At 67.6% G+C, this 12,837-nt stretch carries 9 protein-coding genes; 4 read left to right on the top strand and 5 right to left on the bottom strand.

What is annotated here, in order from left to right:
- Positions 1–218: 218 nt before the first annotated feature.
- The 3 genes from IQ458_RS03945 to IQ458_RS03935 all read left to right on the top strand — a co-directional run bounded on the left by IQ458_RS03945 (position 219) and on the right by IQ458_RS03935 (position 3,667).
- Positions 219–1,058, top strand: a complete 840-nt coding sequence (locus IQ458_RS03945) for an NYN domain-containing protein (protein WP_203321982.1) — start codon at positions 219–221, stop codon at positions 1,056–1,058.
- Between the two features lie 19 nt (positions 1,059–1,077).
- Positions 1,078–1,671 (top strand): DUF938 domain-containing protein, encoded by a 594-nt coding sequence (locus IQ458_RS03940; protein WP_203321981.1) that lies wholly within the window; start codon positions 1,078–1,080, stop codon positions 1,669–1,671.
- Positions 1,672–1,756: 85 nt separating this feature from the next.
- Complete coding sequence (locus tag IQ458_RS03935) at positions 1,757–3,667, top strand: M61 family metallopeptidase (RefSeq protein ID WP_203321980.1); 1,911 nt, start codon at positions 1,757–1,759, stop codon at positions 3,665–3,667.
- Between the two features lie 110 nt (positions 3,668–3,777).
- Here IQ458_RS03935 and IQ458_RS03930 read toward each other — a convergent pair whose 3' ends face one another.
- Positions 3,778–4,197: a VOC family protein gene (locus tag IQ458_RS03930; protein WP_183640062.1), complete on the bottom strand. Its 420-nt coding sequence runs from the start codon at positions 4,195–4,197 to the stop codon at positions 3,778–3,780.
- Positions 4,194–4,916: an iron-containing redox enzyme family protein gene (locus IQ458_RS03925; protein ID WP_183640064.1), complete on the bottom strand. Its 723-nt coding sequence runs from the start codon at positions 4,914–4,916 to the stop codon at positions 4,194–4,196. The genes IQ458_RS03930 and IQ458_RS03925 overlap by 4 nt, the downstream gene beginning before the upstream one ends.
- A gap of 403 nt (positions 4,917–5,319) precedes the next feature.
- Between IQ458_RS03925 and IQ458_RS03920 the strand changes: the two genes are divergently transcribed.
- Complete coding sequence (locus IQ458_RS03920; protein WP_183640066.1) at positions 5,320–6,138, top strand: hypothetical protein; 819 nt, start codon at positions 5,320–5,322, stop codon at positions 6,136–6,138.
- A 52-nt stretch (positions 6,139–6,190) separates the two neighbouring features.
- Here IQ458_RS03920 and IQ458_RS03915 read toward each other — a convergent pair whose 3' ends face one another.
- The 3 genes from IQ458_RS03915 to IQ458_RS03905 form a co-directional block, all read right to left on the bottom strand.
- A complete protein-coding gene (locus IQ458_RS03915) occupies positions 6,191–9,898 on the bottom strand; it encodes an indolepyruvate ferredoxin oxidoreductase family protein (protein ID WP_203321979.1) in 3,708 nt (1,235 codons plus the stop codon).
- Positions 9,899–10,239: 341 nt separating this feature from the next.
- Positions 10,240–11,970 (bottom strand): ExeM/NucH family extracellular endonuclease, encoded by a 1,731-nt coding sequence (locus IQ458_RS03910; RefSeq protein ID WP_203321978.1) that lies wholly within the window; start codon positions 11,968–11,970, stop codon positions 10,240–10,242.
- A 311-nt stretch (positions 11,971–12,281) separates the two neighbouring features.
- Entirely contained in the window at positions 12,282–12,800 is a 519-nt protein-coding gene (locus IQ458_RS03905) for a c-type cytochrome (protein WP_183640072.1), read from the bottom strand.
- Positions 12,801–12,837: the final 37 nt, after the last annotated feature.

Here is a 12,837-nt window from a genome sequence, read left to right as displayed (position 1 = left end):
AGACAGCGATTGCTGGAGGCGCCCCCATCCCGGCCTTCCCCCGCCAGCGGGAGAAGGGGCAAGCGCCGAATCGCTGCAATTGTTCTGCACGTTGAGAGAGCATGGCGACATTCGCCCTTTTTCATGTCTCCCTTTCACCGCGCGCCGCCGGGTCCGATTGCGATGGCGTGCGCGGACAGGCATAGTCCGCCGGGCATGCGAAGCGACGCAGGAGCGCCATGAAGAACCGACCGGTCTCCCGTCCGGAACCCGATGACGAACAGCGCCGGCTGGCGGTATTGATCGATGCCGACAACGCCCAGCCCGCCGTCATCGAAGGACTGCTGGGCGAGATCGCCAAATACGGCGTGGCCAGCGTCAAGCGCATCTACGGTGATTTCACCAGCACCCGCATGACCCAGTGGAAGCAGGCGCTGCTGAAGCATTCGATCGCGCCGGTGCAGCAGTTCGCCTACACCAGCGGCAAGAACGCCACCGACAGCTCGCTGATCATCGATGCGATGGATCTGCTCTACACCCAGCGCTTCGATGGCTTCTGCCTGGTCTCCAGCGACAGCGATTTCACCCGCCTGGCCCAGCGCCTGCGCGAGGAAGGCCTGATGGTGTACGGCTTCGGCGAACGCAAGACGCCGGACGCCTTCGTCCAGGCCTGCGACAAGTTCGTCTACACCGAGGTGTTGCGCAGCGAAACACCGGCCGCGCCACCGCCGCCCGCCAAACCGGCGAAGAAGGCGGCGAAGAAAGCCGGCGTGCCGAAGAACGGACCGACCCAGGCCGAGCCGACCGCCGCGCCGCCGCCGGAACCGGCGCGCGGCGAAGCGCTGCCGCTGCGGCTGATCCGCCAGGCCATCGAGGAAGCCTCCGACGATCAGGGCTGGGCGTTCCTGGGCACGGTTGGCAGCTATCTGATCAAGATCCGCCCGGACTTCGATCCGCGCCTGTACGGGCAGAAGAAACTCAGCGACCTGCTGAAGCAGCATCCCCGCCACTTCGAAGTGGAAGAGCGCGGCGGGGATGGCGGCGCCAGCCGGCGCTTCTACGTGCGCTGGCGCGACTGACCCCGGGAGCGGCGCGATGATGGAAGACAAGCCCCATGCGCCTTCCTGCGATCGCAACCGCGATCCGATCCTGGCGGTGCTGCGCCATCACTTCGCCGAAGTCCGCCGGGTCCTGGAAATCGGCAGTGGCACCGGCCAGCACGCGGTGTACTTCGCGATGAAACTGCCGCGCCTGGTCTGGCAGTGCTCGGACGTCGCCGACAACCTGCCCGGCATCCGCCAGTGGCTGGACGAAACGGATCTGCCGAACACGCCGCCGCCGCTGGAACTGGACGTGGATGGCCAGTGGCCGGCGCAACGTTTCGACGCGGCTTTCAGCGCCAACACCCTGCACATCATGGGCTGGGCCTCGGTGCAGGCGTTCTTCGCCGGCCTGGGCGGCGTGCTGGGGGCGCGCGCCTCGTTGATCGTCTACGGTCCGTTCAACTACGAAGGCCGCTACACCAGCGAGAGCAACCGCGAGTTCGACGCCTGGCTGAAAGCGCGCGATCCGGCTTCGGGCATCCGCGACTTCGAGTCCGTCGATGCGTTGGCTCAGGCCCAGGGGTTCCTGCTGATCGACGATGTCGCCATGCCGGCGAACAACCGCTGCCTGGTCTGGCGCAAGGTCTGACGAGGACCGGACGCGTCACGGCGGGTCGCCGCGTTCATGGCGAACGGCTAGGATGAATGCAACGTCACAGGGGAACGCGCGCGGAATGTCCAGGTTGCCATTGGGGTTGTTGTGTTCGTTCGGTCTTTTCCTGGGCGGTCCGCTCGCCGCGCAGCCGGCCTCGATACCGGCACCCGCTTCGATGTCCCTCTCCACGCAGGACTATCCCGGCACGCTGCGACTCGACGTCGACGCCAGCGATATCGACCGGCGCATCCAGCGGGTGCGCGAACGCATTCCGGTCGCCGCGGGGCCGCTGACCCTGTGGTATCCAAAGTGGATTCCCGGCAACCATGCGCCGACCGGGCCGATCAACCAGATCGCCGGGCTCGTCATCACCGGCAACGGCCAGCGCATCGCCTGGCGCCGCGATCCTGGCGACATGTATGCGTTCCAGCTGGACGTGCCGGCGGGCGTGGCGGAGATCGAGGTCGCCTTCCAGTATCTGTCGCCGACCTCCTCGTCGCAGGGCCGCGTGGCGATGACGCCACGGATGCTGTCGCTGCAATGGCATCGCGTGTTGCTGTATCCGGCGGGCCATGATGCGCGCCGCATCCGCGTCACCCCGACCCTGCGCCTGCCGGCGGGTTGGGAGTCGGCGACCGCGCTCGCGGTGGAGGCACGCGATGGCGCCGAACAGCGTTACGCCACCACCGATCTGTTGACCCTGATCGATTCGCCGGTCTACGCAGGCCAGCATTTCCGCCGCTTCGATCTGGATACCGGCACCACGCCGGTGCGCCTCAACGCGATGGCCGACACCGCCGCGCAGCTGGACGCCTCGCCGGCGATGCTGCAGGCGCACCGCGCGCTGGTGACGCAGGCTGATCGGGTGTTCGGCCCGCGTCCGTTCGCGCACTACGATTTCCTGCTGGCGCTGTCCGACAGCTTCAGTGGCATCGGCCTGGAGCACCGCCAGTCCAGCGAGAACGGCACCTACGCCGACTACCTGCGCGGCGATGCGGCCTTCATCGACAACGATCTGCTGCCGCACGAATACGTGCATGCCTGGAGCGGCAAGTTCCGTCGTCCGGACACCACCTGGGCGCCGCACTACAACAGCGCCATCGACAACTCGCTGCTGTGGGTTTACGAGGGACAGACCCAGTATTGGGCGGTGGTGCTGGCCGCGCGTGCCGGATTGTGGACGCCCGAGCAGGCGCGCGCGGTGCTGGCGAACACGCTGGCGACCGCGGCCACCCAGCCGGGCCGCGACTGGCGCGACCTGCAGGACACCGTGCACCAGGGCATCGTCGACTACAACGATGCACCGCAAGCCTGGTCGAGTTGGCAACGCGGCTACGACTTCTATTCGGAAGGCTCGCTGCTGTGGCTGGCGGTGGACGCGCGCCTGCGCGAACAGTCGCGCGGCCGCCGCAGCCTGGACGACTTCGCCCGCCGCTTCCACGCTGGCGCCAGCGCCGACGCGGCGATTTCGTTATACGGCTTCGACGACGTGGTGCGGGTGCTCGACGAAGTGCAGCCCGGCGACTGGCGCGGCTTCCTGTGCGAGCGGCTGGATGGGCAGGGTGCCGCCTCGCCGCTCGATGGACTGGAGCGTGCCGGCTGGCGGCTGGCCTATACCGATGAACCGAATCCGGCCATCACCGACGCGGAGGGCGCGGGCGGCAACGATGACCTGCGTTTCTCGATCGGTTTGAAGGTGGCCTCCGACGGCGAAATCCAGGAGGCGATCTGGAACTCGCCCGCCTTCACCGCCGGACTCGCGAAGGACATGACGGTGATCGCGGTGGACGGCCTGGCCTACACCGGCGAGCGCCTCAAGCGCGCCATCATCGCCGCCAAGGCATCGCCGCAACCGATCGAACTGCTGGTGCGCCAGGGCGAGCAGTACCGCAGCGTCCGCATCGACTACCGCGACGGTCTGCGCTACCCGCACCTGCAACGCATCCCCGGTGCCGAGGACCGGCTGTCGAAAATCCTGGCGCCGCGCTGACGCCTCATCCTTGTGGGAGCGACGTCAGTCGCGACCGTAGACTTGCCTCGTTGGTAGGTGCACGGTCGCGACTGACGTCGCTCCTACAAAGTGCCGCAAAGCGGACAGGGTCACGGGATGAACGTCTGCTCCGGGTCGTCGAAGGACTTGAACTCCAGCGCGTTGCCGGAGGGGTCGAACAGGAACATGGTGACGTGCTGGCCGGGCTTGCCCTTCAGGCGCAGGTGCGGTTCTTCGTGGAAGTCGACCTGGGCGTCCTTCAGCCGCCGCGCCAGCGTTTCCCAGGCCGGCCGATCCAGGTTCATGCCGAAATGCGGCACCGGCACCGCCTCGCCGTCGAAGCGGCCGTTGTGCAACGGCTGGCCGTCGCCGCCGATGTGCGCGACCAGGTGATGGCCGAAGAAATCGAAGTCCTGGTAGGAGATGTCGCTGCGGCCCTGCGGGCAGCCGATGATGTCGCCGTAGAAATGGCGCGCCTCGTCCAGGTCGCGGACCGGGAAGGCGAGATGGAACTGGGTGATGTTGCTCATGACGCGGCTTCCAGTTGTGGCGTGTACGCGTCGAGGATGTTCTGCCAGAACAGGTTCCAGGCGGAAATGCTGCGCTCGTAGCCGCGCGCCAGTTCGGGCAGCACGCCGGGATCGTGGCGCAGGTATTCGTCGATGGCCGCGCGGGTCAATTCGCCATGGATGATGTCTTCTTCGCCGGTATGGATGGTCCAGAACTCCCAGTCGACGCGGTCGGCGTTGGCGACCAGATACGGATTGCGGCGCATGTGCTCGAACATCACCGACAGGTAGGTCTGGCACAGGCATTCGCCGCCCATGCCGCGCAGGCCGACGCCGAAGGCGATCGGGTTGTTGGCCATGTCGCGGGTCAGCCCCTTGAGGATGCGCTCGTTGGCCATCAGCGGTCGTTCCAGTTCCTCGGGCGCGACGCCGATGGTGGCGAGGAAGCGGTCGTACACGGCCGGATGGGCGCGCTCGGGATCGCCTTCGCCCAGTTCCTCGGCGAGGATCTGGCCGAGCAGGCTGCGCAGTCCGCCGAACGGCAGGCGCGCCACCAGCAGGGCGAGATCGCTGATGTAGTCGATGGTGAAGAACCGGTACTGGATGCACACCTGGCGCAGCGCGTCCGGGGAGAGATCGGCGAGTACCTGCATCCGTTGCGCGGCGAGGGATTCGGTCGCCTCCTTGGCCTTGTCGGCGAACTGCCAGAACTGATCGCGGGTCATCGATTGGGCTTGCATGAATCGTTCCTGGGGGAAGGAAAATGGCCGGGGCGCGGCAATCTCTGCCGTCGACCCCGGTGGACGATGATGGGTAGCGAAGACGTGAGCAGAACGTGCACGCATCGCAAAGATCCGCGTGCCTTCACATGCTGGCGACATGCCCGTGCCGATCGCGCGACGAACGTTCAACGGATGCGTATTCATCGATGTGGACCGAATCGCCACGAGGCGTGACAAACATGAGGCGCGCATGAAGACTCGCGTCGCCATCGCCTGTTCAGCCGGCGGAGTGAAGAGAATTGCACCTTGCGCGTGCGCGGCCACGCTAGCATCGGCGCGCGCTGCACCGGGAGTCCCTTGCTTGCGGTCGTGGATGCGTTACCCAACCCGCCGAGGCGATCGGCATGGAGTTCCCGCGTACATGCAAGAACCGATATTCCGCAATGATTCGACCACCGCCACCACGCCGGACACCGTCAGGAGTGTTCCGCTGCTGTGGACCAGCGGCTGGGATTCGACCTTCCAGCTGCTGCGGCTGCTGCTCCTGCATCGCCTGCCGGTGACGCCGTACTACCTGGAGGATCCTTCGCGCGCGTCGACGGCCACCGAACGCCGCAGCATCCAGCGCATCACCGCGGCGCTGCACGAATCGCATCCGGAAACCCGCGCGTTGCTGCGGCCACTGCGGGTGTTCCAGGTGGCGGAACTGGCGCGGGACCCGGTGATCACTGAGGCGCTGCGCGAGGTCCGATCGCGGGTCTACATCGGCAGCCAGTACGAATGGCTGGCGCTGTTCTGCCGCCAGCACGCGCCAGCGGGCATCGAGCTGAGCGTGCACGTGGACGACAAGGTGCAGGCGCTGCTGGCGGACTTCGTGCAGCCGTTCGAGACCGCCGGCGGCTATCGCAGCCACCGCGTCGAATCGCGCCACGCGGGCACCGCCGAACACACCCTGTTCCATCATTTCGGCTTCCCGCTATTCCAGATCGACAAGCGGGCGATGGAGCGCGAAGCCGAAGCCGCCGGCTGGCACCGGCTCATGGACATGACCTGGTTCTGCCATCGGCCGGTGAACGGCAAGCCCTGCGGTGCCTGCGCGCCTTGCGTATACACGATCGAGGAAGGCCTGGCGTGGCGGGTGCCGCGTTCGCGCCGGATGCTGTCGTTCTTCTATCGCAAGCTGGCGTTGCCGCTGAAGCCACCGTTGCGCGCCGCGCTGGCCTCGGTGCGGCGGCGGTAACCGCGCGCATCGGTTCGGAAAAGAAAAAACCCCGCCGAGGCGGGGTTTTTGGTCAGGCGACCTGGACGACGTGCAGCGCCCTGGGGTTGTTCCATTGCGCGAGCAGTTCGGCCTCGCGCGCCTTGGCCTCGTGCAGGTGGCGTTCCTTGACGTGGCCATAGCCGCGGATGTGCTCGGGAATACTGGCGATATCCACTGCCAGGCCCAGGCGATCGGCATCCAGCGAACCGAGCAGCTGATCCAGGGTGCGTTCGTAATCGCTGATCAGCTGGCGCTCGCCGCGGCGCTCGGCGGTGCGGCCGAACACGTCGAAGGCACCGCCGCGCAGGAAGCGCAGCTTCGCCAGGAGTCCGAAGGCCTTGAACACCCACGGGCCGTATTCCTTCTTCATCAGGCGGCCCTGCGCGTCCTTCTTGGCGAACAGCGGCGGCGCCAGATGGAAGTGCACTTCATAGTCGCCCTCGAACTGTTGCTGCAGGCGGCGCTGGAACTCGCCGCTGGTGTATAGCCGCGCCACTTCGTACTCGTCCTTGTAAGCCATCAGCTTGAAGAAGTAGCGGGCGACCGCCTCGGTCAGCGCGGTGGAACCCGGCGCCTTCACGTTCTCGGCGGCGCGCACGCGGGTGACCAGATCGCGGTAGCGGCTGGCATAGGCGGCGTCCTGGTATTCGGTCAGGAAGGCCACGCGGCGCGCGATCAGTTCGTCCAGCGAGCGCGACAGGCGCAGGTCGTCCAGCGGCAGGAACGCGACTTCGCCACCGATGGCGCCGCCTTCCGGCAGGCCACGCAGTTCGCTCTCGTTGTCCGGGTTGCGCGGCGCGGCGTTGGCGCCCCACTCGGTGCTTTCCCATTCGCCCGGCGGCAGGATCCGCAGGTTGCGCGGGGTGCGTTCGGACTCGGTCTGGGCATTGCGGATCAGGCCGGCGGCTTCCTGCACCGCCTGCGGATCGACCACGGCCAGGCGGCCCCAGGCGAACGCACGCCGGTTCATTTCGATCGCCGCGCCATTGAGTTCGACCGCGCGCATGATCGCGTCGAACGAAATCGGCACCAGGCCCTGCTGCCAGGCGTAGCCGAGCATGAACAGGTTGGCGGCGATCGCGTCGCCCATCAGCGCGGTGGCCAGCTGGGTGGCGTCGACCAGCATCGGATCGCGGCCGCCCAGCGCCACCTTCACGCCGGTGATGATGTCGGTGGCCGGGAACTGCATGTCCGGACGGGTGGTGAAGGTGCCGGGCATCGCCTCGTAGGTATTGAGCACCACCTGCGAGCGCTCGCCGCGCACCTTCGACAGCACCCAGTAGTCGTTCACCACCACCATGTCGCAACCCAGCACCAGATCGGCTTCGCCGGCGGCGATACGCACGGCGTGGATGTCCTCCGGCGTGCGCGCGATGCGGATGTGGGTGGTCACCGCGCCGCCCTTCTGGGCCAGGCCGGTCTGATCCAGCACGCTCGCGCCCTTGCCTTCCAGGTGCCCGGCCATGCCCAGCAGCGCGCCGATGGTCACCACGCCGGTGCCGCCGACGCCGGTGATCAGGATGTTCCAGGGTTGGGCCAGATCCGACTTGAAGGTCGGTGCCGGCAGGGTCTCCAGCTTCTCGGCCACGGCTGCTTTCTTGCCCTTGCGCGGGTTCCCGCCGTGGACGGTGACGAAACTGGGGCAGAACCCGTTGACGCAGGAGAAATCCTTGTTGCAGTTGGACTGATCGATTTCACGCTTGCGCCCGAACTCGGTTTCCTTCGGCAACACCGACACGCAGAAGCTCTTCACGCCGCAGTCGCCGCAGCCTTCGCAGACCAGCGTGTTGACCATCGTGCGCTTGGCCGGATCCGGCATCTTGCCGCGCTTGCGGCGGCGGCGCTTTTCGGTGGCGCAGACCTGGTCGTAGATGAGGATGGAAACACCCTTCACCTTGCGCAGCTGCTTCTGCACCTCTTCCAGCTGGCCGCGATCATGGAACTCGACACCGGTGGGGAACAGCTCGCGGCGGCTCCATTTGCGCACGTCGTCGCTGACCACGACGATGGTATCCACGCCTTCGGCGCGCATCATGTGGGCGATCTGCGGCACGCTCAGGGTGCCGTCGACCGGCTGGCCGCCGGTCATCGCGACCGCGTCGTTGTAGAGGATCTTGTAGGTGATGTTGACGCCGGTGGCGACCGACTGCCGCACCGCCAGCGAACCGGAATGGAAGAACGTGCCATCGCCGAGGTTCTGGAATACGTGCTCGGTCTCGGTGAACGGCGCCTGCCCGGACCAGGTGACGCCTTCGCCGCCCATGTGGGTGAAGGTGTCGGTGTCGCGATCCATCCACGTCACCATGTAGTGGCAGCCGATGCCGCCGAGCGCGCGCGAGCCTTCCGGCACCACCGTGGAAGTGTTGTGCGGACAGCCGCTGCAGTAGTGCGGCACGCGCGGGAAGCTGGCGCGCGGCAACGCGAGCTCGGCTTCCTTGTCCTCCATCCAGCGCAGGCGCTGCTCGATGGATTCATTGGTGAAGAAACGCTGGATGCGCCGGCCGATCACGCCGGCGATGGTGGCCGGGGTGAGTTCGCCGGTGGACGGCAGGATCCACTCGCCGGCCTCGTCGTACTTGCCGACGATGGACGGACGCTGGCCCGCGCTGGCCGGCCAGTTGTAGAAGTACTCCTTCATCTGCCGCTCGATGAAGGCGCGCTTCTCTTCCACGACCACGATGTCTTCGAGTCCGCGCGCGAACTCGGCGATGCCGATCGGCTCCAGCGGCCAGGTCATGCCGACCTTGTACACGCGGATGCCGATGTCGGCGCAGGCGCGCTCGTCCAGGCCCAGGTACTCCAGCGCCTGCAGCACGTCCAGGTAGCTCTTGCCGGTGGTGACGATGCCCAATCGCGCGCGCGGCGAATCCAGCACGATCCGATCAATGCCGTTGGCGCGGGCAAACGCCTGCGCGGCCTTGACCGCGTAGCGGTGCAGGCGCATTTCCTGATCCAGCGGCGGGTCCGGCCAGCGGATGTTGAGGCCACCGGCGGGCATGTCGAAATCCTCCGGAAGCAGGATGGTGCGCGCGAACGGATTCACTTCCACCGACGCCGAGGATTCCACCGTCTCGGCAATCGTCTTGAAGCCGACCCAGCGGCCGGTGTAGCGGCTCATCGCCCAGCCGACCAGGCCCATGTCGAGGATGTCCTGCACGCCGGCCGGGTTGAGCACCGGCATCATCGCGCTGACGAACTCGTCTTCCGACCCATGCGGCAGGGTCGAGCTGCGGCAGGCGTGATCATCGGCGGCCAGCGCCAGCACGCCACCGTGCCGGGAGGTGCCGGCGGCATTGCCGTGCTTGAACACGTCGCCGCAGCGATCCACGCCCGGTCCCTTGCCGTACCACATCGAGTACACGCCATCGACCTTGGCGCCGGGGAACAGGTTGGTCTGTTGGGTGCCCCAGACCATGGTCGCGCCGAGATCCTCGTTGAGGCCGGGGGTGAACTTCACCGCCGCCGCTTCCAGATGCTTGCGCGCGCGCCACAGCTCCAGGTCGAAACCGCCCAGCGGCGAACCGCGGTAGCCGCTGATGAAGCCGGCGGTGTTCAATCCGGCGGCCTGATCGCGCAGGCGCTGCATCAGCGGCAGCCGGACCAGTGCCTGCACGCCGCTCAGGTAGATGCGGCCGTCGGTGCGGGTGTACTTGTGTTCGAGGGTGTAGTCGTTGTCCAGCACGCCGATCTGCGGGGTGTTGGCGGACGACGGCGAGGTCAGTTCGGCGGTGCTGGTCATGGGCTGGCCCCTGGAGCGGCTGGCGTGATCCGGCCAAGGCGGCCGGACGCGAAAGGCGCGAATTGTAGCAGCGGGGTCCTGCGGGCCTGGTTCAGGAGCAAATCCCCCTCAATCCCCCTTTTTCAAAGGGGGAGGTAAAAGCCGGAGAGTTCAGGCATCGCGCGCCGTTTTGCCCCCTTGACCAGCCATGCGGCTGTTGAAAGCGCAAAAGGGGGCGGGCGCCGAAGGCGACGGGGGATTGACCAGCTATGAGGCTGTTGAAAAGCGCTTGCTGTTGGCGGGGAGAACAAGACCCCCTTGTTCTTCCTTTTACCTTTGAAGAACACCCACCATCTCATTGCTCAGAGATCAAACCCCAGCAGCAGCGGATCATGATCCGAACTGCGCCAGGGCTGGCCGGCATCGCCGTGGAGGTAGCCGGCGCTGTCCGCCGAATCGGCGTTGAGATGCCACTCGGCCGCGCCGCGCAGGCGCGCCGACAGCGCGGGCGTGAGCAGGGCGTGATCCAGGCGGCCGCTCAGGCCGTTGTAGACGTAGCTGTAGGGCCGTTCCACCCTGGCCACGGCGAAGGCGTCGCGCCAGCCGGCCTCGCGCAGCCAGCGCACCGGGTCCTCCATCGCATAGGCGTTGAAGTCGCCGAGGATGACCGTCATCGCGCCGCCCTGGCCGGTCGGGTCCTGCTTCAGCCACGCGTCCAGGCGGCGCGCCGAATCCAGCCGCAGCGCGTTCCAACAACCCTGGGTGTCGCCCTGATCCTGATCGGCGCCGGTGGCTTCCGAGCAGCCCTTGGACTTGAAGTGATTGGCCACGACCACGAACGCCGGCCCTTGCCCGCGCCGGAACGCCTGTGCCAGCGGCACCCGGCTGCGGTCGCCGAAGGGACCGCCCGCCAGCGTGGCGGGCTGGCCGACCGGCGTGACCCGGGAGGCGCGGTAGATCAGGCCGACCCGGATGGTGTCCGGCCCCGGTCCCTGGCCGGCGTCGATGAAGCGCCAGTCGCCGCCCTTCGCGTTCAGGGCCGCGACGAACTGGGCGAGGCTGGAGTCGGGGCCGTAGCCGTCGTTCTCCAGTTCCATCAGCGCCGCCACGTCGGCATCGAGCGCGCGCACGGTGGCGACCAGCTTGGCCAGCTGTGCCTGCAATTGCTCGGGGGTCTTGGCGCCGCGCGGGGTCGGGAAGCCGCCGCCGTGGCCGTCGCCGTTGAACAGGTTTTCCAGGTTGAACGCGGCGATCTTGAGCGTGCCCGGCACGCGGGGCGCGAGCGGGTAGGCGGGGGCGGGCAGTGCCGGGCGACCGGTCAGTTGCAGGCGATGGCTGCCATGGCGCTCGTCGACGATGCCTTCGACGCCCTCCAGGACGGTGCCCACGCGCGGGATCGGTTGCCCGCCGAGCCAGGCGATGGCCTTGGGATCCCGCTCGCCGCTGCCGTCGTCCAGGGTCAGGCGGCGGCGGGCGTTGTCCTTCAGCACCTGCTTGAACGCCTCGCTGCCGGGCGCGGCCACCTCGCTGGGCTGCCACAGCCGGCCTTCGAACGCGGCGGTGAGCTCGCCGAAACGCTCGACCTGATCGGTGCCGCTGACGGTGAGCGGCGCGGCGATGCGCACGCGCATGCCTTCCAGGGCTTCCCAGTCCGCGGGCGCGGCCGTCAGCACGACCGGGTCGATCGCGGGCACCGGAGTTCCGAGACGCTCGATGTCACCCGGGGTGATCGCGGTCAGGCGGCTGCCCTGCCGACCCGGTTCCAGCTCGGTGACCTCGCCCCGCACCCGGTAGCGCTGGCCGACCTTCGGCGTCTCGCCCTCATCCGCGTTGGCGTCGAAGGCGAGCGGAATGAACACGCCGTCCGAGGTCGCCGGATCACCGTCGCCGGCATCCTGCAGGAAGAAGCCGCCCAGCCCCCGGCGGAAATCGGCGGTGACCACGCCTTCGACCGTGACCGCCTGGCCCGCCAGCGGGCTGGCCATACCGGCGCCCTGGACCTGGCCGATGGCGATGACGTCGGCATCCCCGGCCCGGGCCATCGCGGCACAGGTCAGCAGGGCGGTGGCGAGCAGGGCGCGGCGAAAGGGCATGGCGATGTCTGGCGGATTGTCGAGCCGGACATGATAGCCAGCGGGGATGACGGGTGATGGGGAAGCGCCAACGCTCCTCGACCGCCAAATGGCGGGTCATCCCCCTTTGACCAGCCACTCGGCGGTCGTGAAGCGCAACAAAGGGGGAGGCAAGACATCGGGGCGATCGGGAGCGGTGTTGTCAGCTCCCTTTTGAAAAGGGGGCGGGCGCCGGAGGCGAGCGGGAATTGGCTCTTGGCGCGGAGTTCGGATCACCAACGAAAAACGCCGCCCGAAGGCGGCGTTTTCAGCGACGCGTGCAAGCCGGAGGCTTACTTCACGTTCGCCAGCATCCAGTCGACCGTGGCGTGGATCTGCTCTTCGGTCAGGGCCGGGTTGCCGCCCTTCGGGGGCATGATGCCGCCGTCCGGACCGGTGAAGCCTTCGATGGCGTGCTTGTACAGGGTGTCCTTGCCCTTGGCGGCGCGCGCGCCCATGCCGGCGGCGGTCAGCATCGGGGCGTTGCCGGTGCCGTTCTTGTGGCAGGCGCCGCACAGGTTGTCGAAGATGACCTGGCCGTCGGTGGTGCCGCCGTAGGCGACCTGCGAAGCCGCGGCGGCGGCGGCGGCGGCCTGCGCGGCGGCCTGGGCCGCGGCACCGGTGGCGCCGGCGTACACCGCGCCCGACGGGGCGATGCGGCCCTCGGTGCGCTTGGCGGCCTGCGGGTTCACTTCCGCCGGGATCGAGGAGTGCAGGAAATGCGCACCGATGATCAGGCCCAGGGTGACGACGACCAGGAAGCCGATCACCATCGAGAAATGCTTGAGGAATTCGAGGTCGTAATTACGCACGTTCCACCTTTGGCAGCACGGCGGCGGGCCGTGCTTG

This window comes from Pseudoxanthomonas beigongshangi, assembly GCF_016820515.1.
Lineage (GTDB): Bacteria > Pseudomonadota > Gammaproteobacteria > Xanthomonadales > Xanthomonadaceae > Pseudoxanthomonas_A > Pseudoxanthomonas_A beigongshangi.
The sequence above is the reverse complement of the archived record's forward strand: the minus strand, read 5'-3'. Positions and strand labels throughout refer to the sequence as shown.

What these genes read in the sequence shown, in the direction of transcription:
- IQ458_RS03945 (WP_203321982.1), top strand. Translation starts at nt 219, where the DNA reads ATGAAGAACCGACCGGTCTCCCGTCCGGAACCCGATGACGAACAGCGC.
- IQ458_RS03925 (WP_183640064.1), bottom strand. Translation starts at nt 4,916, where the DNA reads ATGCAAGCCCAATCGATGACCCGCGATCAGTTCTGGCAGTTCGCCGAC.
- IQ458_RS03915 (WP_203321979.1), bottom strand. Translation starts at nt 9,898, where the DNA reads ATGACCAGCACCGCCGAACTGACCTCGCCGTCGTCCGCCAACACCCCG.
- IQ458_RS03935 (WP_203321980.1), top strand. Translation starts at nt 1,757, where the DNA reads ATGTCCAGGTTGCCATTGGGGTTGTTGTGTTCGTTCGGTCTTTTCCTG.
- IQ458_RS03930 (WP_183640062.1), bottom strand. Translation starts at nt 4,197, where the DNA reads ATGAGCAACATCACCCAGTTCCATCTCGCCTTCCCGGTCCGCGACCTG.
- IQ458_RS03920 (WP_183640066.1), top strand. Translation starts at nt 5,320, where the DNA reads ATGCAAGAACCGATATTCCGCAATGATTCGACCACCGCCACCACGCCG.
- IQ458_RS03910 (WP_203321978.1), bottom strand. Translation starts at nt 11,970, where the DNA reads ATGCCCTTTCGCCGCGCCCTGCTCGCCACCGCCCTGCTGACCTGTGCC.
- IQ458_RS03940 (WP_203321981.1), top strand. Translation starts at nt 1,078, where the DNA reads ATGGAAGACAAGCCCCATGCGCCTTCCTGCGATCGCAACCGCGATCCG.